23 protein-coding genes are annotated in these 24,186 nt (G+C 73.0%); 17 read left to right on the top strand and 6 right to left on the bottom strand.

The window, feature by feature from the left end; genetic code table 11:
- The first annotated feature begins 39 nt into the window (after nucleotides 1-39).
- The 5 genes from CG740_RS00970 (at nucleotide 40) to CG740_RS00950 (ending at nucleotide 4,865) form a co-directional block, all read left to right on the top strand.
- Complete coding sequence (locus tag CG740_RS00970) at nucleotides 40-975, top strand: M56 family metallopeptidase (RefSeq protein WP_100572931.1); 936 nt, start codon at nucleotides 40-42, stop codon at nucleotides 973-975.
- 78 nt (nucleotides 976-1,053) lie between these two features.
- A complete protein-coding gene (locus CG740_RS00965; RefSeq protein ID WP_100572930.1) occupies nucleotides 1,054-1,725 on the top strand; it encodes a phosphatase PAP2 family protein in 672 nt (223 codons plus the stop codon).
- Between the two features lie 25 nt (nucleotides 1,726-1,750).
- Nucleotides 1,751-2,449, top strand: a complete 699-nt coding sequence (locus tag CG740_RS00960; RefSeq protein WP_100573587.1) for an HAD family hydrolase — start codon at nucleotides 1,751-1,753, stop codon at nucleotides 2,447-2,449.
- A 237-nt stretch (nucleotides 2,450-2,686) separates the two neighbouring features.
- The gene (locus tag CG740_RS00955; RefSeq protein WP_100572929.1) at nucleotides 2,687-3,289 is read left to right on the top strand and encodes a TetR/AcrR family transcriptional regulator; all 603 of its coding nucleotides are present in this window, start codon (nucleotides 2,687-2,689) and stop codon (nucleotides 3,287-3,289) included.
- Between the two features lie 229 nt (nucleotides 3,290-3,518).
- Nucleotides 3,519-4,865: an FAD-dependent oxidoreductase gene (locus CG740_RS00950; RefSeq protein WP_100572928.1), complete on the top strand. Its 1,347-nt coding sequence runs from the start codon at nucleotides 3,519-3,521 to the stop codon at nucleotides 4,863-4,865.
- A 151-nt stretch (nucleotides 4,866-5,016) separates the two neighbouring features.
- On the opposite strand, the gene CG740_RS00945 is transcribed toward CG740_RS00950, so the two are convergent.
- Nucleotides 5,017-5,379: an ArsR/SmtB family transcription factor gene (locus CG740_RS00945; protein ID WP_100572927.1), complete on the bottom strand. Its 363-nt coding sequence runs from the start codon at nucleotides 5,377-5,379 to the stop codon at nucleotides 5,017-5,019.
- Between the two features lie 175 nt (nucleotides 5,380-5,554).
- On the opposite strand from CG740_RS00945, the gene CG740_RS00940 reads away from it, so the two are divergent.
- A complete protein-coding gene (locus tag CG740_RS00940; protein ID WP_234376054.1) occupies nucleotides 5,555-6,577 on the top strand; it encodes an NADH:flavin oxidoreductase/NADH oxidase in 1,023 nt (340 codons plus the stop codon).
- A gap of 37 nt (nucleotides 6,578-6,614) precedes the next feature.
- Here the strand turns inward: CG740_RS00940 and CG740_RS40190 are convergent, their stop codons facing one another.
- Complete coding sequence (locus CG740_RS40190) at nucleotides 6,615-8,663, bottom strand: neutral/alkaline non-lysosomal ceramidase N-terminal domain-containing protein (RefSeq protein WP_199846286.1); 2,049 nt, start codon at nucleotides 8,661-8,663, stop codon at nucleotides 6,615-6,617.
- 10 nt (nucleotides 8,664-8,673) lie between these two features.
- Nucleotides 8,674-9,498 (bottom strand): class II aldolase/adducin family protein, encoded by an 825-nt coding sequence (locus CG740_RS00930; RefSeq protein ID WP_100572925.1) that lies wholly within the window; start codon nucleotides 9,496-9,498, stop codon nucleotides 8,674-8,676.
- 119 nt (nucleotides 9,499-9,617) lie between these two features.
- On the opposite strand from CG740_RS00930, the gene CG740_RS00925 reads away from it, so the two are divergent.
- From CG740_RS00925 to CG740_RS00905, 5 genes are all read left to right on the top strand, one after another.
- Nucleotides 9,618-10,238, top strand: coding sequence for a TetR/AcrR family transcriptional regulator (locus CG740_RS00925; protein ID WP_100572924.1), 621 nt, complete (start codon nucleotides 9,618-9,620; stop codon nucleotides 10,236-10,238).
- Nucleotides 10,239-10,326: 88 nt separating this feature from the next.
- A complete protein-coding gene (locus CG740_RS00920) occupies nucleotides 10,327-11,415 on the top strand; it encodes a WD40/YVTN/BNR-like repeat-containing protein (RefSeq protein WP_100572923.1) in 1,089 nt (362 codons plus the stop codon).
- A 45-nt stretch (nucleotides 11,416-11,460) separates the two neighbouring features.
- Entirely contained in the window at nucleotides 11,461-12,138 is a 678-nt protein-coding gene (locus tag CG740_RS00915; protein WP_100572922.1) for a uracil-DNA glycosylase, read from the top strand.
- The gene (locus CG740_RS00910; protein WP_100572921.1) at nucleotides 12,135-13,163 is read left to right on the top strand and encodes an N-acetylglucosamine kinase; all 1,029 of its coding nucleotides are present in this window, start codon (nucleotides 12,135-12,137) and stop codon (nucleotides 13,161-13,163) included. Before CG740_RS00915 ends, CG740_RS00910 begins: the two co-directional genes overlap by 4 nt.
- 95 nt (nucleotides 13,164-13,258) lie before the next feature.
- Complete coding sequence (locus CG740_RS00905) at nucleotides 13,259-14,188, top strand: sirohydrochlorin chelatase (protein ID WP_100572920.1); 930 nt, start codon at nucleotides 13,259-13,261, stop codon at nucleotides 14,186-14,188.
- A gap of 72 nt (nucleotides 14,189-14,260) precedes the next feature.
- Here CG740_RS00905 and CG740_RS00900 read toward each other — a convergent pair whose 3' ends face one another.
- Nucleotides 14,261-15,304, bottom strand: coding sequence for a lactonase family protein (locus tag CG740_RS00900; protein WP_100572919.1), 1,044 nt, complete (start codon nucleotides 15,302-15,304; stop codon nucleotides 14,261-14,263).
- Nucleotides 15,305-15,420: 116 nt separating this feature from the next.
- Nucleotides 15,421-16,926, bottom strand: coding sequence for an FUSC family protein (locus CG740_RS00895; protein WP_100572918.1), 1,506 nt, complete (start codon nucleotides 16,924-16,926; stop codon nucleotides 15,421-15,423).
- Nucleotides 16,927-17,152: 226 nt separating this feature from the next.
- Between CG740_RS00895 and CG740_RS00890 the strand changes: the two genes are divergently transcribed.
- The 3 genes from CG740_RS00890 to CG740_RS00880 all read left to right on the top strand — a co-directional run bounded on the left by CG740_RS00890 (nucleotide 17,153) and on the right by CG740_RS00880 (nucleotide 19,663).
- Nucleotides 17,153-17,629: an Lrp/AsnC family transcriptional regulator gene (locus CG740_RS00890; protein ID WP_100572917.1), complete on the top strand. Its 477-nt coding sequence runs from the start codon at nucleotides 17,153-17,155 to the stop codon at nucleotides 17,627-17,629.
- Between the two features lie 40 nt (nucleotides 17,630-17,669).
- Nucleotides 17,670-18,365 (top strand): HAD family hydrolase, encoded by a 696-nt coding sequence (locus CG740_RS00885; protein WP_100572916.1) that lies wholly within the window; start codon nucleotides 17,670-17,672, stop codon nucleotides 18,363-18,365.
- A 212-nt stretch (nucleotides 18,366-18,577) separates the two neighbouring features.
- Complete coding sequence (locus CG740_RS00880) at nucleotides 18,578-19,663, top strand: chitinase (protein ID WP_100572915.1); 1,086 nt, start codon at nucleotides 18,578-18,580, stop codon at nucleotides 19,661-19,663.
- A gap of 159 nt (nucleotides 19,664-19,822) precedes the next feature.
- On the opposite strand, the gene CG740_RS39505 is transcribed toward CG740_RS00880, so the two are convergent.
- Nucleotides 19,823-20,191 carry a luciferase domain-containing protein gene (locus CG740_RS39505; RefSeq protein WP_442802789.1) on the bottom strand — a complete coding sequence of 123 codons (369 nt, stop codon included), beginning with the start codon at nucleotides 20,189-20,191 and terminating at the stop codon, nucleotides 19,823-19,825.
- Between the two features lie 578 nt (nucleotides 20,192-20,769).
- Between CG740_RS39505 and CG740_RS00870 the strand changes: the two genes are divergently transcribed.
- The 3 genes from CG740_RS00870 to CG740_RS00860 all read left to right on the top strand — a co-directional run bounded on the left by CG740_RS00870 (nucleotide 20,770) and on the right by CG740_RS00860 (nucleotide 24,186).
- Nucleotides 20,770-20,997 (top strand): type A2 lantipeptide, encoded by a 228-nt coding sequence (locus CG740_RS00870; RefSeq protein ID WP_100572914.1) that lies wholly within the window; start codon nucleotides 20,770-20,772, stop codon nucleotides 20,995-20,997.
- Nucleotides 20,998-21,100: 103 nt separating this feature from the next.
- Nucleotides 21,101-21,907: an HlyD family efflux transporter periplasmic adaptor subunit gene (locus tag CG740_RS00865; RefSeq protein WP_100572913.1), complete on the top strand. Its 807-nt coding sequence runs from the start codon at nucleotides 21,101-21,103 to the stop codon at nucleotides 21,905-21,907.
- Nucleotides 21,904-24,186 (top strand): NHLP family bacteriocin export ABC transporter peptidase/permease/ATPase subunit, encoded by a 2,283-nt coding sequence (locus tag CG740_RS00860; RefSeq protein WP_100572912.1) that lies wholly within the window; start codon nucleotides 21,904-21,906, stop codon nucleotides 24,184-24,186. Before CG740_RS00865 ends, CG740_RS00860 begins: the two co-directional genes overlap by 4 nt.

Raw genomic sequence — 24,186 nt, 5'->3', positions numbered from 1 at the left:
ACATACCTATGACGGCGACCCCGCTCATAGGCTGAGACCATGACGGTCTCCCTCGCGTTGCTGCTGCTCGGCCTGGTGTCCGCCGTCGCCGCCCCGCGACTGCTCGCCCGCGCCGACTGGGTCGAGCGCGAGCCGGTGGTGGCGCTGTGGGTGTGGCAGTGCGTCGTGGCGGCGGTGCTGCTCTGCTTCGGGCTCGCGATGGTGTTCAGTGCCGCGTCCGCCTGGCAGACCGTGCGCGGCCAGGTCTTCGCGTCCGCGCCCCGCGCGGTCGTCGAGGCGTACGCGCTGGGACCGTACGGCCCCTGGTCGGCCGCGCTCGCCGTGGTGCTGTTCCTGGGCGGTGCCTGGACCGGGGCGATGCTCACGCGGGAGATCCGGGACAGCTGGGCCCGCCGACGCGGGCGCCGGGCGGAGCTGCGGCTGCGCTCGCCGCTGCTGCCCGGCGAGGAGCCGTCGGGCGAGCGTCTGGTGGTCCTGGAGGCGGCCCGGCCGGACGCCTGGTGGCTGCCCGGCCAGACGCCCCAACTGGTCATCACCACAGCGGCACTTCAGCGCCTGAAAGGCCGTCAGCTCGATGCGGTGCTCGCCCATGAGCTCGGCCACGCACGGGCCCGGCACGACTGGCTGCTGCACTGTTCGGGCGCGCTGGCGCGGGGGTTCCCGCAGGTGCCGGTGTTCGCCGCGTTCCGCGACGAGATGCACCGCCTGGTGGAGCTGGCCGCCGACGACGTGGCGTCCCGTCGCTTCGGCCGCCTCACGATCGCGCTCGCGCTGGTCGAACTCAACGAGCACCGCGGGGTGTTCGGCCCCTGCCCCGCACCGGACGGACAGCTGCCCCAGCGGGTGCACCGCCTGCTGTCCGCGGTCCCCCGCCTCCCCGCGAGCCACCGCCTGCGCCTGACCGCGTACGCCGCGCTGGTCCCGGCCGTACCCCTGATCGTGGCCCTGGTCCCGGGTCTGCACGCCCTGGGCTAGCGCCCTCGCCATGACCGGCGGCCCTTCCCCGACCGGTGGCCCTAGCCGCGGCGCCGCCCATCGGCTTGGATCTTCCCCATGCTCCTCACCGCCCCCGAAGCCCGTTCCCGCCCGACCCCGCCGCTGCGCGCGGGCATCGTCTGCACCCTGGTCGCCGGAGTGCTGCTGGCCCTCGTGGTGGCCCGGTGGGGTCCGCTGATGTCGCTGGACCGGTCGATCGCGGAGGGGCTGCACCGCCGGGCGGTGGCCGATCCCGGGCTCACCCACGCCAACCGGATCCTGACCGACTGGGTGTGGGATCCCTGGGCCATGCGCGCCCTGCTCGCGGTGGTCGTCGCCGTGCTGCTGTGGCGCGGCGAGCGGCTGACGGCCCTGTGGGTCGCGGCGACGAGCGGTCTCGGCACGGCCGTGCAGCAGGGCCTGAAGGCGGCGGTCGGGCGGGACCGGCCGCGCTGGCCGGACCCGGTGGACTCGGCCGGGTATGCCGCGTTCCCCTCCGGCCACGCGATCGGCGTGACCGTCGCCTTCGGGCTGCTCGTGTGGGTCCTCGCGCTGCACGGGGCGGGTCGGGGCCCGCGTACGGCGGCTCTCGTGGTGGGGGTGGTGTCCGCGCTCGGCGTGGGGTTCACCCGGCTGTTCCTGGGCGTGCACTGGTTCTCGGACGTGGTGGGCGGCTGGCTGATCGGCGTGGCCGTCGTCACCCTGAGCGCGGCGGCCCACCGCCGCTGGGTCTTGAACCGGCGGGCGTGAACACGCGAGGATCGCCCGTATGACGATCAAGGGCGTTCTCTTCGACTTCTCCGGCACCCTCTTTCGTGTCGAGTCGACCGGCGACTGGCTCTCCATCGTGCTCGACACCGCCGGGATCACCCTGACGGACTCCGAACTCGCGCACCACACAAGGGCGTTGGAGGAGGCCGGCGCTCTGCCGGGCGGCGCAAACCCGCTGCGGATACCCGGCCATCTCGCGGAGCTGTGGTCCGGGCGCGACAAGAGCGCCGAGCTCCACCGCCGGGCGTACACCGCCCTCGCCCGCGAGGTGCCGCTGCCCGACGACCGCCTGTACGACCTGCTCTACGACCGCCACATGGCCCCGGCGGCCTGGCGTCCCTACCCCGACGCCGAGGCGGTGCTCGCCGGGCTGCGCGAGCGCGGTATCGCGATCGGCGTGGTGAGCAACATCGGCTGGGACCTGCGGCCGGTGTTCCGCGAGCACGGCCTGGACGACTTCGTGGACGTGTACGCCCTGTCCTTCGAGCACGGGGTGCAGAAGCCGGACGAGCGGCTCTTCCGGGCGGCCTGCGAGGCACTCGGACAGGACCCCGGCGAGGTTCTGATGGTGGGCGACGACCGGCGGGCGGACGGGGGCGCGGCGTCCCTGGGCTGTGCGGTGCACTTCGTGGACCATCTGCCGGCCGTCGAGCGGCCGGAGGGCCTGCTGCCGGTGCTTGCGCTGGCCGGTGAAGGCCGCTGAGCGGCGAGCGCGGCGTGGACGGGAGCGGCGTGACGCGCAGGACGTGCGCGCCGGGCAGGGCGTGAACGAGGCGGGCGCGAACCCGAGGGGCGCGAAAGGGGCCACCCGTTCGAGGTGATCCCCCGCGTCACCCCGAACGAGCAGCCCCGCGCCCAGGCCGGGCCCCGGCAAAGGGGCTACCGCCCTGCGACGGCCTGAGTATATTGGCTCAGAGCCAGTCAACGCAGGAGTTACAGCATGTCCCCGCGCAGCGCATCGGTCAATGAAGAGTTGCGCAGACGTTCTCGCGAGCGGCTGCTGCAAGCCACGGTGGAGCTGGTGGCGGAACGCGGCTACGAATCGACGACCCTCGGCGCCATCGCGGACCGGGCGGGCTCGGCCCGGGGGCTGGTGTCCTACTACTTCCCGGGCAAACGCCAGCTCCTGCAATCGGCGGTGCACCGCCTGATGCATCTGACCCTGGAGGAGGGGCTTGAGCGCGAGCCGCGAACCTCCGACGGGCGCGAGCGCCTGGCCCGGGCGATCGACGCGATCCTCGGGCTCACGCATTCCCAGCCGGTCCTCATGCGGGCCCACATGGCGGGGATCCTCCAGGCCCAGGGCTTCCTCCAGTGCCCCGAGCAGCAGCGGCTGGCCGCGCTGCTGCGCGACACGGTCGTGCGGTACGGCTGCCGGGACGTGGACACCGAGTACCCGCTGCTGCGCGCGAACCTGATGGGGGCGGTGTTCGCGGCGCTGCTGCCGGGCGCCCCCATGGACGCGGCGAAGCTGCGGGCCGAGCTGTTCCAGCGGTACGGGCTCGACTGGGAGCTGGGCGTTCCGCCGAAGCCGGTCCCCTAGCGACCGGTCCCGTCCCCGTGCCGCCGGTCCCGTCCCCGTGCCCGGTCCCGCCCCCTTGCCACCGGTCCCGCCCCCGTGCCCGCTCCCGTCCTCCTGCCGCCGGGTCCGTACCCCGACCCCCGGGTCCGTAGCCCGGCCGGCGGCGCACCTCTACCCGTCGTACGGGCGGCGGTGCCATCCTTGAATTCCCTGCGGTCCTCTGCGGTCCTTTCGTCAAGGAGCACCCGCCATGCTGCGCATCGCCGTCGTCGGGTCCGGGCCGAGCGGTGTCTACACCGCCCAGAGCCTGGTGGAGCAGAGCGCGGCCGACGCGGTCCGGGTGGACGTCCTGGACCGGCTGCCGTGCCCGTACGGTCTGGTCCGTTACGGGGTCGCCCCGGACCACGAGAAGATCAAGTCGCTTCAGAACAACCTGCGTTCGGTGCTGGAGGACGGCCGGATCCGGTTCCTCGGCCATGTCGAGGTGGGCCCGGGCGGCGTTCCGGCGGAGGTGCTGCGGCAGCTCTACCACGCGGTGGTCTACTGCGTGGGGGCCAAGTCCGACCGGCATCTGGGCATCCCGGGCGAGGAGCTGCCGGGCAGCTTCTCGGCGACCGAGTTCGTGTCCTGGTACAGCGCGCATCCCGACAGCGATCCGGACGCCTTCGTCCTGGGCGCCCGTTCGGCCGTCGTGATCGGCGCCGGCAATGTGGCGGTCGACGTGGCGCGCATGCTCGCCCGTGGCGCGGACGAGCTGCGGCCGACCGATGTGCCGCAGTCCGCGCTCGGCGCGCTCGCCGTCAGCCGGGTCCGCGAGGTGCACATGGCGGCCCGGCGCGGCCCCTCGCAGGCCCGTTTCACCACGAAGGAGCTGCGTGAGCTGGGCTCGCTGCCGGGCGCCGACGCCACCGTGGTCGTCGACGAGCTGGCCCGCGACCCGGACTTCGTCGACCCGGCCGCGCTGCCCGCTCCCGTGCGCCGCAACGTGGCGGTGCTGCGCGGCTGGGTCGGGCGCCCGGTGCGGCCCGGCGCGCGCCGGTTGAACCTGCGGTTCTATCTGCGGCCCGTGGAGATCCTGGAGCGGGACGGCAGGGTCGGCGCGGTGCGCTTCGAGCGGACGGCGCCGGACGGGAGTGGCGGGGTGCTCGGCACCGGCACGTACGAGGACATCGAGGCGCACCTGGTGCTGCGGGCCGTCGGCTATCTCGGGGTGCCGCCGCAGGGCCTGCCGTTCGACCCGGCGACCGGGACGGTGCCGCACGCGGCGGGACGGGTGCTGCGGGCGGGGAAGCCGTCGCCGGGCGAGTACGTGGCCGGCTGGATCAAGCGCGGCCCGACGGGTGTGATCGGCACGAACCGGCCCTGCGCGAAGGAGACGGTGGCCTCGCTGCTCGCCGATGCCCCGCTGCTCGCCGGGCGGACGGTCGTCGCCGAACCCCTGGACGCGCTCGGGGAGTTGGGGCTGCGCCCGGTGACCTGGCAGGGCTGGCTGGCGATCGAGCGGGCCGAGGCGGAGCTCGGCCGCTCGCTCGGCCGGCGCTCGGTGAAGATCCCCGACTGGGACGGGCTGCTCGCGGCCGGGCACGACGGCAGCTGAGGTCCGCCCCGCCGGAAGGGAAACCCTCCGGGACCTGGACCCGCCCCACCGCGCCGCGCCCCACCGCGCCGCGCCGCGCCGACAGAGGAACCCTCCCGGACCTGGACCCGCCCCGCCAGCGAGGGGGCGGCACCCTGGGACCGGCCCGGGGTCAGGCCTCGTCGCCGAGCCGCCCGGCCTCGCGGGACGCCGCCTCCAGGATGCTGTCGAGCAGCCCGGGGAAGAGCGCGTCGAGGTCGGCGCGGCGCAGGCCGTTCATCTTGGCGGTGCCCCGGTAGACCTGCTGGATCACGCCGCTCTCGCGCAGCACGCGGAAGTGGTGGGTGGTCGTGGACTTGGTGACGGGCAGCACGAAGTGCGAGCAGGAGAGCTCGTCCTCGGTGGTGGCGAGCGCTCGCACGACCCGCATCCGCATCGGATCGGAGAGCGCGTGCAAGATGCCCTCCAGGCGGATCTCCTCGCGCGCCGGGTGGGCGAGTTCACGGGTGTTCGTCACGGTGGTCACGCGCCTCATTGTACGAGCACCATCGTAGTTTGACATCCCCCGTACTACGAGAGCTATCGTACGAAGCGATCCCGGCGCCACACCGGCGCCCCGGGCTGTTTCGAGTGGAGTTGCCGTGTCTGCTGCGAGTGCCCTTTTCGAGCCCTGCACCCTGCGGTCCCTGACCGTCCCCAACCGGGTCTGGATGGCGCCGATGTGCCAGTACTCGGCCGAGGTCTTCGGACCGAACGCGGGCGTGGCCAACGACTGGCACTTCGCCCACTACGCGGCCCGCGCCGCCGGCGGAACGGGCCTGATCCTGGTGGAGGCGACCGCCGTCAGCCCCGAGGGCCGGATCTCGCCCGCGGACCTGGGCATCTGGAACGACACCCAGGTCGCGGCGCTGCGCCGGATCAGCGCGTTCCTGGAGAGCCAGGGCACCGTGCCCGGCATCCAGATCGGGCACGCCGGACGCAAGGCCTCCACGGACCGCCCCTGGCGGGGCGGCGCGCCGCTGGCGCCGGACAGCGCGGAGGGCTGGCAGCCGCTCGCCCCGAGCCCGGTGCCCTGGGACGAGCGCCACACCGTGCCCACCGAGCTGACGGTCGATCAAATCCACCAGATCGTCGGCCAGTTCGCGGCGGCGGCCCGCCGGGCCCGGGACGCCGGGTTCAAGGTCGTCGAGATCCACGGCGCGCACGGCTATCTGATCGGCCAGTTCCTCTCCCCGCACTCCAACAAGCGCACCGACGCATACGGCGGCCCGTTCGAGAACCGCGTCCGCTTCGCCCTCGAAGTCACCGACGCGGTACGGGCGGCATGGCCCGAGGACCTGCCGCTGTTCTTCCGGATCTCCGCCACCGACTGGCTGGAGGACGGCGGCTGGACCGCCGACGAGACGGTCCGCCTCGCCGCCCTGCTCAAGGAGCACGGCGTGGACCTGCTCGACGTCTCCACCGGCGGCAACGCCTCCGGCGTACGCATCCCGACCGGCCCCGGCTACCAGGTGCCGTTCGCCGAGCGGGTGCGCAACGAGAGCCCGCTCGCGGTCGCCGCCGTCGGCATGATCACCGAGCCGCGGCAGGCGGAGAAGATCCTCGCGAACGGTGAGGCGGACGCGATCCTGCTGGGCCGCGAACTCCTGCGCGACCCGTCCTGGGCCCGCCGGGCCGCCCGTGAATTCGGCGACGAGGTGCACGTACCGGACCAGTACCACCGCTCGGTCTGACCGAACCCGGCCGGGGCGCTCCCAACTCCCCTGCCGGTCAGCGCACTTCGAAGGGCTCGCTCACTCCGGTGAACGGGCCCTTCGGGGGGCTGTCGCCGTGGTAGGAGATGCGGTACGTTCCCGGTTCCGCGCCCTCGGGAATGTTCCAGGTGACCGTGGCGACCGAGGTCGCGCCGCCGGAGCGGGCCCAGCGGAAGACCGTCGACCAGTCGCCGTCGTCCGCGGTCCTGGCCCACGAACCGTCACCGCACAGGCGCTCCACGAACAGATAACTCCCGCCCCTGCGCAGGTCGTTGGAGGGGTGCGCGGCGACGAAGGCGACGGTGGCGCGGCGGCCGATCAGCGAGAAGTCCAGCACGTCACCGAACCGCCGGCCCGGGTGCGGCGCGTCGGCCGCGGTGCGAGGGCGCCTGGCGCGCACCGGCACGGCGGGTTCGGGGCTGCCCGGGTCCACCGGCGTCCCGTCGCGCATGGCGGTGGCGAGACCGGCCACGGTCTGGCAGAGCGCGGGCAGCTCCCAGCGCCCGAACAGGGTGCTGCCGCCCTCGTACTCCTGCGCGTCGTACTCCTCGGGCGTGGTCACATAGTGGAGGTAGCCGTTGCTGTACCCGGCGACCAGGACGTCGGACAGCGCGGCGCCGACGATCGCCGCGACCGTACGCCGCAGCCGCAGTCCGGCGACGATGGTGACCTCTGCCGGTATGCCGATGAGGAACAGCGGCCCGATGCGCAGGAGTTGGACCGGCGCGCTCTCCGGGATCACCGGCACGACACGGTTGACCGGGCCCGCCGGGAGGGCGAGGGCCTTGGGGTACTGGGCGTCGCGCAGCGCGGGCGCGAAGGGGTAGACGAGGCGCCGTGAGACCGCGTCCCACAGCGGGTTGGCGCCCGGCCGGAAGCCCTTGAAGCCGGGGCCGTCGACCCGCGCCCCGGCGAAGGCGGCGGCCCCGCCGACGGGCGGGGAGGTGCGATGGGGGCGTTGGTCCCCGGTGAACTCGGGGCGCACCTCGACGGCGGAGAGGTGGAGGTGGGTGGCCCGGAAATCGAGCCCGCCGGAGATCTCCCGGGCGCCGGAGACCCATTCGTCCCCCGGGTCCGGAGAGCCGCCCGGGGCCCGATCACCCTTTGAGCCCTGCTCGCCCTCCGATGGCCGCCTACCCTCCGATGCCCGATCGCCCTCCGATGCCTGCTCGCCCTCCGATGGCCGCTCGCCCACCGCGGGCTGCCCCGCGCCGATGAGCGCGGCCGCGGCCTCGTACTGGCGCAGACCGATGACGCGGGTGTTCTCGAACTGGTCGCCGGTCGGGCCGAGCCCCGGCGCCAGGCCCAGGTTCGGCGACATGTCACCGGCGTTGGTCTGCGCGAAGGCGGCCACCAACTCGGGAGCGGTGGCGGCGAGATGGTCGACGCCGGCCACGGTCCGCTCCCAGTGCAGGGCCGCGTAGCCCTTGTTGTCGGCGCTGACCAGACGGTTGCGGTTGGTCATGCTGGTGTTGTGGGTGGCGAACCAGTTGACGGCGGCGTGCAGCCGTCCCCCGCGCTCGACGGTGAGCAGGGTGGTCGCCGGGTCGACGGCGTCCGGGAAGTGGGCGCGGTCGGCGGCCGGGTTGCGGTCGAAGGCACGGCGCGAGCGGTTGACGCTGGCGTTCTTCAACTCGCCTTGCGCGAGCCGCAACCGGGCGGGCTCCAGGTCGGCGATCGCCGCGAGGGCGGCTTCCGTGATGCCGTCGGTGATGGCGCCGAAGGTCGCTGCGCGGAAGCCGCCGGTGTTGCTGTTGTAGAGCCGGTGGTGGAAGTAGCCGCCGGGCCCGCAGTGCGTGTGGGTGGCGGTCAGCATCACGTTGGCGGCCCCGTACCCCTCGGGCAGCCGTCGCAGCACCTCGCGTACGACGGCGTCCGACATCAGGGGCAGTTCGCACACGACGAGGAGCAGCCGCGCCCCGCCCTCCTCGAAGGCGAAGGCGCGGGCCCGCTGACGGGTGTGCAGCCCCGCGCTCTGCTGGTCCGCCTTGCCGTAGCCGAGCAGGCCGCACTCGGCGGTCTCCCCGGTGATGTCGGCGATGCCGCGTCCGGCTCGAAATCCCATGCGGGGCAGGCTAGTTGACGTGGTCGGGGTCGGAGTCGGCGATCTGCTCGTAGAGCGGCTGGGCCTGGAACCAGCCCGCGAAGTGGCCGCCGATCTGACCCCGGGTGTGCAGGGCCGTCTCGCGGTCGATGTGCCGGGGGGTGCCGGCGGCCATGGCGAGGAGCTGGGCCTGGCAGGAGCGTTCCATCGTGATGAACCACCACACCGCCTCGGCGACCGACTGGCCGACGGTCAGCAGCCCGTGGTTCTGGAGGATCACCGCCTTGTACGCGCCGAGCGCCGCCGCGATGCGCTTGCCCTCCTCGGCGTCGCTGACGACGCCCCGGTAGTCGCTGTAGAGGCCGTGGTCCTCGAAGAAGGCGCAGGCGTCCTGGGTGATCGGGTCGAGCGGGACGCCGAGCGAGGAGAACGCCTTGCCGTGCAGGGAGTGCGAGTGGGCGGCGGCCAGCGCGTCGGGGCGCGCCTGGTGCACCGCGGCGTGGATGACGAACGCGGCGCGGTTCACCGGGCGGGTGCCGTGCAGGAGGTTGCCCTCGTGGTCGACGAGGATCAGGTCGGATGCCTTGATCCGGCTGAAGGCCATGCCGAACGGGTTCACCCAGAACCGGTCGGGGTGCTCCGGGTCGCGGACGGTGATGTGTCCCGCGACGCCCTCGGAGAAGCCGAAGCGGCCGAACAGGCGGAATCCGGCGGCGAGTTGTTCCTTCCGGTAGCGGCGTTCGTCCTCGATGCCGTCGAAGGCGGGCGGCATCGGGATGGTCACCCCTTCGGGCATCGGGCCCGCCGCGCCCGCGATCACCTCGGCCGGGGGCGGGGCCGTGACGTCGTCGCTCATGGGTGTTCCTCCTGGAGTCGCCGGTCGCTGGGGGCCGCCATCGGATACATTCACGTATCCGATACGCGCCTGGATGCTTTCCGAGGGCGTACGCCCTGTCAAGAGTCCGGGAGCCCGAAGTGCCCAAGGGAACGACCAAGCGCCGCCCGCAGACGCTGGCCAGGCTGCTCGACGCCGCGCTTGAGGTGTTCGCCGAGTCCGGATTCGGTGCGGCCAGGATCGAGGACGTGTGCCGGCGCGCGGGCTACACGCGGGGGGCCTTCTACTCCAACTTCTCCTCCAAGGAGGAGCTGTTCTTCGCGCTTTTCGACGCGCACGCGGCGCGCGAGTTGGAGCGGATCGCCCAGCTGGCCGCCGCGACCGACGACCGGGACCTGTCGGTGGCGCGGATCGCGGAACTGCTCGCGCACATCGGGCCGGACGAGCGCACCTGGTTCCTGGTGACCACCGAGTTCACGCTGTACGCGATCCGCAATCCCGGGGCCGCGGCCCGGCTCGCCGACCACGACGCCCGGTTGCGCGAGGAGGCGGCCGCCCTGCTCGGCGCGCTGCTCGCACGGGCCGGCCTGCGACCGCGCGGAGAGCTGGCGGAACTCGTACGGGCCGTGGTGGCGCTGCGTGAGGGAGCACTCGGGCAGAGCTATGTGGAGCCGTCCGTCCTGGCGCCCGGCGCGCTGGCCGAGCGCTTCCTGCCCTTCCTTGTCGAAGCCGTGACGGAACCCCTGCCACAGCTGCGCTGAACTGCCGCTCTGCCCGTTCGAGGACCGTTGTCAGTGGCGGGGTGCACACTGGCAACCATCCGGAACAACGGCGTTTTGGAGGGACGGCATGACTGAGGTTCTGCTCACCGTGGGTACGCGCAAGGGGCTCTTTCTCGGCCGCAGACGTGACGGCACCTGGGACGTCGACGGGCCGCACTTCAACGCCCAGGCGGTGTACTCCGTCGCCATCGACACCCGGCACAGCCCCGCGCCCCGGCTGCTGGTCGGCGGGGACAGCGCGCACTGGGGGCCGTCGGTCTTCCACTCGGACGACCTCGGCCGCAGCTGGACCGAGCCGAAGCGACCGGCCGTGAAATTCCCCGAGTTCACGGGCACGTCCCTGGAGCGGGTGTGGCAGCTGCGCCCGGCGGGGCCCGAGGCACCGGGCGTGGTGTACGCGGGGACGGAGCCGGCCGCCCTGTTCCGCTCTGCGGACGGCGGCGAGAGCTTCGACCTCGTTCGCCCCTTGTGGGAGCATCCGACGCGCTCGCGATGGGTGCCCGGCGGCGGAGGCGAGGGCCTGCACACCATCGTGACCGACCCGCGCGACACCCGGGTCCTCACCGTCGCCGTGTCCACGGCGGGGGTGTTCCGCACGCAGGACGGCGGGGCGAGCTGGGCGCCCGCCAACAAGGGCGTATCGGCCGTCTTCCTGCCGGATCCCGACCCCGAGTTCGGCCAGTGCGTCCACAAGATCGCGCAGGATCCGGCCGACCCGGACCGCCTCTATCTGCAGAACCACTGGGGCGTCTACCGCAGCGACAACGCCGGGGAGCGGTGGACGGACATCGGCGCGGGGCTGCCGTCCACGTTCGGCTTCGCGGCCGCCACTCATCCACGCCGCGCCGGAACGGCCTATGTCTTCCCGATCACGGCCGACTCCGACCGGGTCCCGGCGGACAACAAGTGCCGGGTCTTCCGCACCGAGGACGCGGGCACGAGCTGGGAGCCGCTCTCGGCGGGCCTGCCGCAGGAGGCCCACTACGGCACGGTGCTGCGTGACGCGCTGTGCACCGACGACGCGGATCCGGCCGGCGTCTACTTCGGCAACCGCAACGGCGAGGTGTACGCCAGCGACGACGACGGAGACAGCTGGCGGCTGCTCGCCTCGCATCTCCCGGACGTGCTGTGCGTACGGGCGGCGGTGATCGGTTGACCGGGGCGGCGAGACGCGGGTGGCTGCGCCAGTAGAGTGACGGCCGTGGCAGCACGACCGTTGAAAGAGATCGTCGAGCCCGGCTGGGCGGACGCACTGGAACCCGTGGCCGGAAGGGTCGCCGCGATGGGCGGCTTCCTCCGTGAGGAGATCGCGGCAGGACGTACTTACCTGCCGTCAGGAGCCCATGTACTGCGGGCATTTCAGCAGCCGTTCCACGAGGTGCGGGTGCTGATCGTCGGCCAGGACCCGTATCCGACACCGGGGCACGCGGTCGGCCTGTCGTTCTCGGTGGCGCCCGAGGTGCGACCGCTGCCCGGCAGCCTGGAGAACATCTTCCGCGAGCTGAACTCCGACCTGGACCTGCCCAGACCCTCCAACGGTGATCTGACTCCGTGGACGCGGCAGGGAGTCCTGTTGCTCAACAGGGCGCTGACGACGGCGCCCCGCAAGCCCGCCGCTCACCGCGGCAAGGGGTGGGAAGAGGTCACCGAACAGGCCATCCGGGCCCTGGTAGCGCGGGGGAAGCCGCTGGTCTCGGTGCTGTGGGGCAGGGACGCGCGCAATCTGCGCCCGCTGCTCGGCGACCTCCCGGCGATCGAGTCCGCCCATCCCTCCCCCATGTCGGCGGACCGCGGCTTCTTCGGCTCGCGCCCCTTCAGCCGTACGAACGAACTTCTGCAGCGGCAGGGCGCCGAGCCGGTCGACTGGCGACTGCCGTGACGGACACCGGGGCGCCCTGGGTGCTCGGGGTCGACTCGGGCGGGTCCGGTGTTCGGTTCGCGCTGCGCCGGGCCGAGCCGGGTACCGCGGCCGGGACGATCACCTCGAAGGAACCGGTGCGGACCGGCCGCGACGGTATCGACGCGGGGCATCTGCTCGACCAACTGCTGCCCGCTGCACAGGAGTTGATGCTGCGCACCGGCGCGGACCGGATCGCGGCCGTCGCGGTCGGCGCGGCCGGAATGGCCACGCTCGGGGACGCGCTGCGGGCCGAACTGCCGGGCGCCCTGGCCCGTTCGCTCGGCGTGCGCGCGCTGGCCCTGGCCGCCGACGCCGTCACCGCGTACGCGGGCGCGCTCGGGCAGCGGGCCGGTGCGGTGGTGGCGGCCGGGACCGGGATGATCGCGCTCGGCACGGATCTGGCCACGTGGCGGCGGGCCGACGGATGGGGACATCTGCTCGGCGACAGCGGCGGCGGCGCCTGGATCGGCCGGGCCGGTCTGGACGCGGCGCTGCGCGAACACGACGGTCGGCCCGGCGGGTCGGCGGCTCTCCTGGCCCGCCTGCACGCGGTGTTCGGCGCCCCCGGCGAGCTGCCGGGGCTGCTCTACCCGCGCACCGACCGGCCGGCCGTGCTCGCCTCGTTCGCGCCCGAGGTCGCGGGCTGCGCGGCGACCGATCCGGTGGCCGCGGGCATTCTGCGCGAGGCGGCCCGGCATATCGCCGAATCGGCCGCCGCCGTCTGCCCCGCGAGCGTCGGGGAGCAGCCGCAAGTGGCGCTCACCGGAGGCCTGTTGAAGCTCGGCGAGCCCCTTCTCGCACCGCTGCGCGCGGAGTTCGGGCGCCGGCTTCCGCTGGCATCCCCGACCGAGGCGGCCGGAGATCCGCTGGACGGCTCGCTGCTCATCGCGGCGGCTCTCGCGCACGGTGAACTGCGACTGCCGCGCGATCCGCGCATGTTGTGGATCGCAAACGGCGTGACGGATCACGACCGAGTGAGTGCCAAGACAGATCAGGACAGTTGATCTTTATGCCACTCTCCGGGAAAATCGGGGCAGATACCGCTCAGCTGTCCCCTCCCCGAACAGCCGCCCACGCAAAACCAGTAGCATGCGACGCCATGAGCACCCCCACTGGGCCAGCATCCGGCCTGCCCGTACGAATGCCGCGACCCCGCCAGTCCGGCCGGCACCGCCGCCCGGAACCGGTGGTTGCTCCGGAGGGCGCGCCCGCGCTCGTTCTCGCCGTTCCCGGCACTCCCGGCCCCGCTGTGCGCAGCCTGGCCGAAGAAGTCATCAGCATCGCCCGCTCCGAGCTGCCCGGCCTGCACGCCCGCATCGGCTACCTGGACAGCACCGAGGACGAGTCCGCCGAGTACCCCACGCTCGACGCCGTGCTCGCCCACACCGCCGCCGAGCGCACCGCGCGCGTCGAGCAGGCGCGCGCGGCGGGCCGCGAGGCGGCCGAGCCCGAGGGCCCGGCCGCCGTGGTCGTCCCGCTGCTCGCGGGCCCCGACAGCGCCCTGATCCGGCGCATACGGCAGGCCGTCATGGACAGCCGTGCCGCCGCCGAGCTGACCGATGTGCTCGGCCCGCACCCGCTGCTCGCCGAGGGCCTGCACGTGCGGCTCTCCGAGGCCGGCCTGGCCCGCGCCGACCGAGCCCGGCTGTTCACGGTCGCGACCGCCGCCGACGGAATCATCCTGGCCACGGTCGGCGGCGAGGAGGCCGTACAGGCCGCCGGAATCACCGGCATGCTGCTCGCCGCACGGCTCGCCGTGCCGGTGATGGCCGCCGCGCTCGACCAGGAGGGCGCGATCGCGGCGATGGCCGCACAGCTGCGCGGCTCGGGCTCGGCGCAGCTGGCCGTCGCCCCGTACCTGATCGGCCCGGAGGTGGCCGACGGGCTGCTCGACGCGGCCGCCAAGGAAGCCGAGTGCTCGGTCGCCGAGGCGCTCGGCGCCTACCCGGCGATCGGCAAGCTGGTCCTGTCGAAGTACGCGGCCGCCCTCGGCCTCTCCGCGCAGCCGCAGGGCTCGCCGGTGCACTGACCGTCCGTACGCAGCGAAAGGCGGGGCCCGCACCGGACGTCCGGTGCGGGCCCCGCCTTGGTGTGGCGGCCGTCAGGCGAAGACCAGGCAGGACGCGGCGGGCGCGTCGAGGGAACCCGCCCGTGCCGGAATGCCGGTGGCCGCGTCGAGGTCGAACCAGGTCACATCGCCGGAGCGCTCGTTGGAGGCGTACAGACGGCGTCCCGAGGGGTCCAGGGTGAGGTCGCGCGGCCAGTGTCCGCCGCAGTCCACGGTGGTGACGAGCCGCGCCTGCTCGCCGCTCGCGTCGAGGGCGAGGACCGCGATCGAGTCGTGCCCCCGGTTGGCCGCCCACGCGAAGCGACCGTCGGGCGCGACGACGACCTCCGAGGGGTAGGTGTCCGCGCTCACCCCGTCCTCGACGACGGACACCTCGTGGAGGGCTTCGAGGGCGCCGGCCTCCGCGTCCCAGCGGCACACGGTCAGCGTGGGCGCCAGTTCGTTGAGGACGTAGGCGTGCCGCCCACCGGGGTGGAAGGCGAGGTGGCGCGGGCCGCTGCCGGGCCGCAGGGCGGTCTCGGCGTGCAGGCTCAACACGCCGGTTCCGGGCGGGAGTTCACATACGCGTACCGAGTCGGTGCCGAGGTCGACGCTGACGATCCACCGGCCGCTGGGATCCGCGAGCACCTGGTGGGCGTGCGGCTCCCGCTGCCGGTCGGGGTCGGGGCCCGACCCGTGGTGCGCCAGTACGGACGCCGCCGGGCCCAGGCCGCCGTCGGGCCGCACGGGCAGCGCGGTGACGCTGCCGGAGTCGTAGTTGGCGGTGACGAGGTGCCCGGCGGCGAGGGCGAGATGCGTCGGGCCCGCCCCGCCCACGGACACGGGCGTGCCGAGCGGCCGGAGCGCGCCCGCGGTGATGTCGAAGGCGGCGGCCGTGCCGTCGGCGCTCTCGCCCACGGCGTAGAGCACGCGGCCGTCGGCGGAGGCCGCGAGGTAGGACGGGTTGGCGACGGCGGCCGAGGAGCCGAGGAGCGTGAGCGCCCCGCTCCCGCCGTCCACGGCGACGGCGGTCACCCCGTGTCCGCCCGCCGTGGTGAACGACCCGATGAACGCCCGCGCGGCCCTGTCCCTGCCCACCGTGCCACCCCTCTCCGCCGAAGGCCCCGCGACCCGGGACCGCCCCGCACACCACTGTGCTGGGGCGACCGTAGCAGGGGTCTAGACCAACGGGCGGGGCGAGTCGGTGCCGGGGATCAGGCCGCGACCAGCGGCGCGCGCGGCGCGGAGCGCAGGGGGGCGGCGAGTTCGCCCAGGGCGCGCTCCAGTCCGTGCAGGTGCGTGAGCGCGGCCTCGGCGCCGGGGTGGTGGTGCGGGGCGGGCAGGGCCGCGAGGGCGGACCAGATCTTGTGGTCGGGCTCGGGCGCGACCAGGGCCGCCACGGCGGCCTCCACGCGCTGGCAGGCGGCGGTGAGCCGGGCGTCGTGGGAGGCGGCCGGATCGGCGGCCACCGCCGCCAGGCCCCGCACCTCGCGGGCGCACTCGTCGAGCAGGACCAGGACCTGGTGGGCGCGGGCCCGGCGGGCACGCAGCGGGCTGAGCGGGTGCACGAGCGGGGCGAGCGAGAGCCGTACGCGGGCGAGCAGCAGCTCCAGTTCGGCGGCGCGGGGCGCCGGGTCGGCGCTCTCGTCCCCGGCCAGCCGGTGGGCCGCCGCGGCGGTGCAGCGCCGTACGCAGTGCAGGGCCCGCTGGATCCAGGCGTCGGTGGCGGTGTGCGTGGTGACCGGCAGCACCAGGGCGACGCCGATGACCGCGCCGAGGGCGCCCACCGCCGTCTCCTGGACGCGCAGCACGAGCAGCCCCGGGTGGAGCACGCCGAGGAGCCCGTAGAGCAGGCCGGCCATGACGGTGACGAAGAACATCATCCAGCTGTAGCTGGGCGCGGCCGTGTAGAAGATGCCGAACACGCACACCGCGACCAGTGCGGCGGTCGGCGCCGGCGCCCCGTGCAGCGGGATCGCGATGAGCAGCCCGGCGACGATGCCGACGACCGTGCCGAGGACCCGGCGGAACCCGCGGACCAGGGTCTCGCCGCGCGAGGCGGTGTTGACGAAGATCCACCAGGCGGCGCCGACGGCCCAGTACCAGCGGTCCTCGGAGAGCACCTGGCCGACTCCGAGCGCGAAGCCGCAGGCCACGGTCGCCTGGAAGGCCTGGCGGGTGGTGTGCCGGGAAAGTCCCCGGCCGGCCAGCGGGGCCGGGGCCGCGGGCTGTGTGATGTGGCGCTCGATGCACCACAGGCCGAACCTGACCGTCGCCGAGACGGCGATCGCCAGCGCGATGGCCCCGTACAGCTCCGGCAGTTGGGAGGTGACGGCGTGCAGGAACTGGGTCGCGAAGAACATCATGAAGGCGAAGATGCCGAGCGCATGGCCGCGCGGACCCCAGCGCCGGGCGTACACCCCGGCGAAGATCACCAGGAGCCAGGCGGCGTCCCGCGCCATCGGGGTGCCGTGCAGCACGGCCGCGAGGGCGAGCACCGGGAAGCCGACGACGGGCAGCAGCGCCGTGGTGGTGGCCTGCGCGCGGACGGTGGCGTCGCCGACGGTGAACAGTGCGAGCAGCGCGGCGAGGCCGGCGGTGATCGACGCGGCGAGGGAGAGCCCGCACAGTTCGGCGGCGGTCACCGACAGGCCCACGCCGAGAACGGCCCGCAGGGACACACGCAGTCGCAGAAGCCCCGGATCCGGAGCCACAAACATCCTCTTCACGGCGGTCGCCGCGCCCCCTCACGTGCACTCGGCCTCAGGCATGACAAAGGCGCCGCGGGGCCCGGACCGGCGTCGTCGCCGTCCCGCGCGCTGCGCGGCGCCATCTACCACCAGAGGAAAACACCCGGAGGGACAGTGGCTCAACCGACCTCCGCCTCACTGGACCATTGGTACAGTCTCTCGCTCATCAACAGGACCAGGAAGGAGCCAACGGGACATGACGGTGGACACACTCGACACCCGGATCCTGCGGCTGCTCATCGAGCGGCCGCGCACCAGCATCCGCGAGTACGCACGCCTCCTCGGGATCGCGCGCGGCACCCTCCAGGCGCGGCTCGACCGGATGGAGCGGGACGGGGTGATCACCGGCACGGGCCCCGTGCTCTCCCCCGCGGCCCTCGGCCATCCGGTGCTGGCCTTCGTCCACATCGAGGTGACCCAGGGGCACCTCGACGAGGTGGGCGACGCGCTCGCGGCGGTCCCGGAGATCATCGAGGCGTTCTCGATCACCGGTGGCGGCGATCTGCTGACCCGGGTCGCGGCCCGCGACAACGGCCACCTCGAAGACGTCATCCAGCGGCTGATCCAGCTCCCGGGCGTCGTGCGCACCCGCACCGAGGTGGCGCTGCGCGAGCGCGTCGCACACCGGCTGCTGCCGCTCGTGGAGTCGGTGGGCCGGGCCTCCGCGAAGTGAGCGGCGCGGAACGCCGCCGCTCCTTGGCATCCTGGGACACATGAGCACATCAGCTAACACTTCGGTCATCTTCGATCTCGACGGCACTCTCGTGGACAGCGAGCCGAACTATTACGAAGCCGCGCGTCAGGTACTCGCGCGCTACGGACTGCCCGATTTCAGCTGGGAGCAGCACGCCCGCTTCATCGGCATCGGCACCCGCGAGACCCTGGAGATCCTGGACCGGCAGCACACCCTGACCGGCACGGTCGAGGAGATGCTGGCGGCGAAGAACGCGGCCTATCTGGAGCTGGCCCGGGCCTCGACCGAGGTCTTCCCCGAGATGCGCGCCTTCGTGGAGCGGTTGCACGCCGAGGGCGTCCGGATGGCGGTGGCCTCCGGCTCCTCACGGTCCGCGATCGACGCGGTCCTCGCGGGCACCGGCTTGGCATCCGCCATGGACCTCGTGGTGTCGGCGGAGGAGGTCGAGCACGGCAAGCCCGAGCCCGACGTCTTCCTGGAGGCCGCCCGGCGCCTCGGCGCCGAACCCGGCGACTGCGTGGTCCTGGAGGACGCCCCGCCCGGAGCGGCCGCCGCGCACGCCGCCGGAATGCGCTGCATCGCCGTGCCCTATCTTCCGCAGAGCTCCGGCGACCCGGCGTTCGCCACCGCCGGCCTGCTGTTCCCCGGCGGCCAGCGGGAGTTCAGCGCCGAGCGGGCGTACGCGTGGATGACGCGGGTGACCTCGACGACCTGAGGCCGTGCGCCCGTTCCGCATCAACTACCGCTGTGCGCAAGGGACCTGATGGACCCACAGGTCCATGACCTGCCGCCTCCGGCACGATTGACGGAAGGTCTGGACCAATCTACGGTGTGGGGCGCCACCCCCCTCGCACCTCCTCAGGTCCCCCCACGGTCCAGGAGCCGCGCGGCCTCGCCGCGCCCGCTCCCGGAGGCAAGGAGCACAGCATGACCGGTCGTACGTTACGTCTGCTGGGAGCCGGGCTCGTCCTGGCGCTCGCCACCCAGGCCCCGGTGGCCGCGGCGCCGGGCGGACCCCGGGCCCCGGCGGCCACCGCGCCGAGCGCCCCTCAGGCCGACACCTGCGCGGTGAAGCCGAGGCCCTCGGGCAAGGTGCTCCAGGGCTACTGGGAGAACTGGGACGGCGCGTCCAACGGCGTGCACCCCCCGCTGGGCTGGATCCCGATCACCGACGCCCGCATCAGCGGCCACGGCTACAACGTCATCAACGCGGCGTTCCCGGTGATCCGTTCGGACGGCACCGTCCTGTGGCAGGACGGCATGGACGCGACGGTGAAGGTCCCCACCCCCGCCGAGATGTGCCAGGCGAAGGCGTCCGGCCAGACCGTCCTGATGTCGATCGGCGGGGCCGCGGCCGGCATCGACCTCAGCTCCAGCGCGGTGGCCGACCGGTTCGTGGCGTCGATCGTGCCGATCCTCAAGCAGTACAACTTCGACGGCATCGACATCGACATCGAGACCGGCCTGGTGGGCAGCGGGAACATCAACACCCTGTCGGCCTCGCAGGCCAACCTGATCCGGATCATCGACGGCGTGCTGGCCCAGATGCCCGCCGGCTTCGGCCTGACGATGGCCCCGGAGACGGCCTACGTCACCGGGGGCAGCGTGACGTACGGCTCGATCTGGGGCGCCTATCTGCCGATCGTGAAGAAGTACGCGGACAACGGCCGGCTGTGGTGGCTGAACATGCAGTACTACAACGGCAGCATGTACGGCTGCTCCGGCGACTCCTACGAGGCCGGCACGGTCGCCGGGTTCACGGCCCAGACCAGCTGCCTCAACAAGGGCCTGGTCGTCCAGGGCGCCACGATCAAGGTGCCCTACGACAAGCAGGTCCCCGGCCTGCCCGCCCAGCCCGGCGCGGGCGGCGGCTATATGACGACCAGTCAGGTCGCGCAGGCGTGGAACACCTACGGGGGCGCCCTCAAAGGCCTGATGACCTGGTCCCTCAACTGGGACGGGTCGAAGAACTGGACGTTCGGCAACAACGTCAAGGCGCTGCAGGGGCGTTGACCGTCCGAGCCGGACGACCGGCAACGACCGAGCCCCGCCCGGACCTCACCGGGCGGGGCTCGCACGCGTCATCGACCTGTCGTCCGCAGGGGACGGGCCGGGCGCGCGCTCGTCGTCGCCGACCGCTGCGCACAGGCGGCGCCCGGCGCGCACGGACGCTCAGACGGGCCGCGCGCCGTGCGCCAGCAAGCGGCCCACCACCCGCCGCGCCGCGGGGAATACCCCGGGCCTCGCCGCCGGCGGCAGGGCCGATGGTTCGGGCATCCGTTGGGGAGGGACAGCGGGCCGGTACCAAGTGCAGGGCGCGAAGGAGTGGTTGGGCGGGCTGAGCGCCTGCGCCTTCAGCGCCATGCTGACCAGCGTGAGCAGCAGGTCCACGTCCGCGTCGCAGTCGAGCAGCACCGTCACCCACGCCGAGCCGGGCTTCAGACGTATGGCGCTGCTGTGCCGCAGCTCGGGACGCAGCCGCTCTATCGCCGGGTGTGTGAGGTGGAGGTCCGCCGCGAAGCCGGAGTGGAAGTGCACCACTTCGCACTCCGCGGCGAAGAGCGCTTGCCCGACAGCGCATCGGGGCGGGCCACTTACCAGGTTCGGCCATGACTCCAACTGATCCATGGCGCGATGAGCCGCGGTCATGGCGCCATCCTCGCGCACACTTCACCGCCAGGACCACCCCCGTCCACCCACGGGATGCGCCAGGTGGCCGATCCCTGTCCGACGGCCCGCGGCCGCCCCGGCTTCCGTGCCTCACAGGCAAGCGGAAGGGTGCCTTCCGAGAATCTGCACAGGGCGTGCGCCGACCCGTCACGGGGTCCGTGATCCCGCCGGGGCGCCGATGAAATCGCGCGGCTTTGGTGCGGGAGTGTCCCAGTTGGGAGAAGTGATGCCGGAGCTTGAGGAATTCATCCCGTGAAGCTCGTGAAGGAAATGATCCCGAATCATGAACGGGTCTGCACGTGCCGGCAATTCAGGGCCGGAAGAAAGCCCTCTCCATCCCCCGGCGGATTGGCTGTCCCAGCCGTCGGCGTGTTTTGATCCTGGCCACTGCGGGAGCCCCGACAAGGAGTTCCCGATAGGAAATGTCCCCATGAAAGGCAGTACTCACCATGAACAACGCTCCCCAGGTTGAGACCCGCGAGATCTCCGACGCCGACCTGGACAACGTCTCCGGCGGCCTCGTGGGCACCGCGCTCGGCAACGTGACCGGCACCGCCGACTCCGTTCTTCCGGTCTCCGGCATCGTCAACTCGGTGACCGGCCTGGTCGGTTCGACCACCGGTGTGAACACGGGCGCCGTCACGGGCCTGGCCACCGGTCTCGTCGCCGGTCTCTGAGATCGCGCACGAGCCCCGGAACCCCTCGGTTCCGGGGCTCATTGCGAGTGATTCACGCTTTGCGGAAGTTTCGCGGGCAAGGAACGGGCAGGGAAAGAGTTCTGTGCAGTATCGTCAGCAGGCCCTTTCCACAATGCAGTCGCCGGAGGAACTCGACCTGCCGGTGCGTTTTGCACGCCCGCAAGGACGATTCGTTCTCCTGGTCACCGTGGTGGTCATGACCGCCGCCTGTTTCTGGGCCGTGACGGGCTCCGTCTCCTCCACGATCGACGCACCCGGCATCCTCACGCACGCACAGGGCAGTTACGTGCTGCAGAGCCCCGTCGCGGGCCAGGTGACCGGCGTGTTCGCCAAGGAGGGCCAGAGCCTGGCCGCCAACGCTCCCCTGCTCAAGGTCCGCACCGCGCAGGGCGACCGGACCGTCCGGGCGATCGCCGCGGGCCGTCTCACCAGCCTCGCCGCCACCATCGGCGCCGTCGTCGCCACCGGCTCGAACGTGGCGAGCGTCGAGCGGACGGGCGGCGACGGCGACCCGCTGATGGTCATGCTGTACGTGCCGGGCGACCGCGCGGCGAGCGTCCCCGTCGGCGCCCCCGTCGACCTCGCCGTGCAGTCCGTGCCGGCCGATCGCTACGGGGTGCTGCGCGGCACGGTGGCCTCGGTCGGCAGGACGGCGCAGACCCCGCAGCAGATCGCCGCGTTCCTCGGCGACGGGCAGCTGGCCGAGCAGTTCGCGCGGGACGGCAGGCCGGTGGGGGTGGCGGTCCGCCTGGACCGGACGCCCGGCACCAGGTCCGGCTACCGCTGGTCGTCGGCCGACGGCCCGCCGTACGCGGTCGACTCCATGACCCTGGCCACCGGCACCGTCCATCTGGCCGACCGGCGCCCCATCGATTGGCTGCTCCCGTGACCGCACCCCGCTCCTCGCCGCCCACCCCCCGGCTGCCGGCCGGCCACGGCCGTCGGCGCCCGCCCAACTCGCCCGGCAGCGGCCGCCGTTCGCGTGCCCGTAAAGCGCCGAAGGGCGAGGGCCGCCGCGCCAAGGTGGTGCGCAGCCCCACCGTCCTCCAGATGGAGGCACTGGAGTGCGGCGCCGCCTCCCTCGCCATGGTGCTCGCGCACCACGGGCGCCATGTGCCGCTGGAGGAGCTGCGCATCGCGTGCGGTGTCTCGCGCGACGGCTCGCGGGCCAGCAACGTACTGAAGGCGGCGCGCGGTTACGGGCTCACCGCCAAGGGCATGCAGATGGAGCCGGCCGCGCTCGCCGAGGTCCAGGCGCCGGCCATCCTGTTCTGGGAGTTCAACCACTACGTCGTGTACGACGGCACGGGCCGCCGGCTGGGGCGCCGGGGCGTGCACATCAACGACCCGGACAAGGGCCGGCGTTTCGTGGCGTCGGAGGACTTCGACACCAGCTTCACCGGTGTCGTCCTGGTCCTGGAACCCGGTCCGGACTTCCGGCCCGGCGGCAGGAAGCCCGGCGTGCTCGGCGCCCTGCCCGCCCGGCTGCGCGGCACCACGGGCACGATGCTCGCCTCGCTGCTCGCCAGCCTGCTCCTGGTGGCCGTCGGCGCGGCACTGCCCGCGCTCAGCCGTACGTACATCGACCTGTTCCTGATAGGGCATCAGACCTCTTTGCTGGGCGTGCTGTTCGGGGCCATGGGCCTCATGGTGGCGCTCACCGTGGTGCTGACCTGGCTCCAGCAGGCGAACCTGCTGCGCGGGCGGATCATCTCCTCCACGCTCAGCAGCGCGCGCTTCTTCCGGCATCTGCTGCGGCTGCCGGTCACGTTCTTCGCACAGCGCAGCCCCGCCGACCTCGTACAGCGGCTGCAGTCCAACGACGCGGTGGCCGAGACGCTGGCCCGCGACCTGACGGCGGCGGCCGTGGACGGCGTCGTCGTGCTGCTGTACGCCGCCCTGCTGTGGACCTACGACCCCCAGCTCACCGTCGTCGGGGTGGGCATCGCACTGCTGAACGTCGTCGCGATGCGCATCGTCGTACGGCTGCGGGCCGCCGGCACGCAGAAGCTGCGGGCCGACAGCGCGCGGCTCACCAACACCTCGTACACCGGGCTCCAGTTGATCGAGACGATGAAGGCCACCGGCGGCGAGAACGGGTACTTCCGGCGCTGGGCGGGCCAGCACGCCACCACCCTGGACGTGCAGCAGCGGCTCGGGGTGCCGAGTGCCTGGCTGGGGGTGGTGGCTCCCGCGCTCGCCACCCTCAACAGTGCGCTGATCCTGTGGATCGGCGGGCTGCGGGCGGTGGAGGGACATCTCTCGATCGGACTGCTCGTCGCGTTCCAGGCCCTGGTGACGCGCTTCACCGCGCCGCTCACCCGGCTGAACGGGGTGGCCGGCCGCGTGCAGGACTTCGCGGCGGATGTCGCCCGGCTCAAGGATGTCGAGAACTTCCCCGTGGACCCGCTGCACAGCCGCCCCGAACCACCCGCGAGCACCCGCCGTCTCAAGGGCCATGTGACGCTCGACGACATCACCTTCGGCTACAGCCCCCTCGACAAGCCCCTGCTCACCGGGTTCTCGCTGACCGTCGGGCCCGGGCAGCAGGTGGCCCTGGTGGGCGGCTCGGGGAGCGGCAAGTCCACTGTCTCCCGGCTGATTTCGGGCCTGTACGCGCCCTGGGAGGGCACCATCCGCATCGACGGGCAGCGGCTGGAGGACATCCCGCGCGGGGCACTCGCCGCCTCCGTGTCGTTCGTCGACCAGGACGTCTTCCTGTTCGAGGGCACGGTGCGGGACAACGTCGCGCTGTGGGACCCCTCGATCCCGGACGACGCCGTCGTCTCGGCGCTGAAGGACGCGGCCCTCTACGAGGTGATCGCCCGGCGGCCGGGCGGCATTCACGGCCGGGTCGAGCAGGACGGGCGTAATTTCTCCGGCGGCCAGCGCCAGCGCCTGGAGATCGCGCGGGCGCTGGTGCGGCGGCCCAGCATCCTCGTCCTGGACGAGGTCACCAGTGCGCTGGACGCCGAGACCGAGCACCTCATCATCGACAATCTGCGCCGCCGGGGCTGTGCCTGCGTCGTCATCGCGCACCGGCTGAGCACGGTCCGCGACAGCGACGAGATCGTGGTGCTCGACCACGGCGCGGTCGTGGAGCGGGGCCGCCACGAGGATCTGGTCGGCGCGGCCGGACCGTATGCCCGGCTCGTGAGGGAGCACTGA

It is taken from the genome of Streptomyces sp. CB01201 (assembly GCF_002803085.1).
Lineage (GTDB): Bacteria > Actinomycetota > Actinomycetes > Streptomycetales > Streptomycetaceae > Streptomyces > Streptomyces hundungensis.
This window is presented reverse-complemented; position numbering and strand designations above follow the sequence as displayed.

Coding starts and splice junctions, on each gene's coding strand:
- CG740_RS00970 (WP_100572931.1), top strand. CDS start 40: ATGACGGTCTCCCTCGCGTTGCTGCTGCTCGGCCTGGTGTCCGCCGTC.
- CG740_RS00965 (WP_100572930.1), top strand. CDS start 1,054: ATGCTCCTCACCGCCCCCGAAGCCCGTTCCCGCCCGACCCCGCCGCTG.
- CG740_RS00955 (WP_100572929.1), top strand. CDS start 2,687: ATGTCCCCGCGCAGCGCATCGGTCAATGAAGAGTTGCGCAGACGTTCT.
- CG740_RS00950 (WP_100572928.1), top strand. CDS start 3,519: ATGCTGCGCATCGCCGTCGTCGGGTCCGGGCCGAGCGGTGTCTACACC.
- CG740_RS00945 (WP_100572927.1), bottom strand. CDS start 5,379: ATGAGGCGCGTGACCACCGTGACGAACACCCGTGAACTCGCCCACCCG.
- CG740_RS00940 (WP_234376054.1), top strand. CDS start 5,555: ATGGCGCCGATGTGCCAGTACTCGGCCGAGGTCTTCGGACCGAACGCG.
- CG740_RS40190 (WP_199846286.1), bottom strand. CDS start 8,663: ATGGGATTTCGAGCCGGACGCGGCATCGCCGACATCACCGGGGAGACC.
- CG740_RS00930 (WP_100572925.1), bottom strand. CDS start 9,498: ATGAGCGACGACGTCACGGCCCCGCCCCCGGCCGAGGTGATCGCGGGC.
- CG740_RS00920 (WP_100572923.1), top strand. CDS start 10,327: ATGACTGAGGTTCTGCTCACCGTGGGTACGCGCAAGGGGCTCTTTCTC.
- CG740_RS00905 (WP_100572920.1), top strand. CDS start 13,259: ATGAGCACCCCCACTGGGCCAGCATCCGGCCTGCCCGTACGAATGCCG.
- CG740_RS00895 (WP_100572918.1), bottom strand. CDS start 16,926: ATGTTTGTGGCTCCGGATCCGGGGCTTCTGCGACTGCGTGTGTCCCTG.
- CG740_RS00890 (WP_100572917.1), top strand. CDS start 17,153: ATGACGGTGGACACACTCGACACCCGGATCCTGCGGCTGCTCATCGAG.
- CG740_RS00885 (WP_100572916.1), top strand. CDS start 17,670: ATGAGCACATCAGCTAACACTTCGGTCATCTTCGATCTCGACGGCACT.
- CG740_RS00880 (WP_100572915.1), top strand. CDS start 18,578: ATGACCGGTCGTACGTTACGTCTGCTGGGAGCCGGGCTCGTCCTGGCG.
- CG740_RS00870 (WP_100572914.1), top strand. CDS start 20,770: ATGAACAACGCTCCCCAGGTTGAGACCCGCGAGATCTCCGACGCCGAC.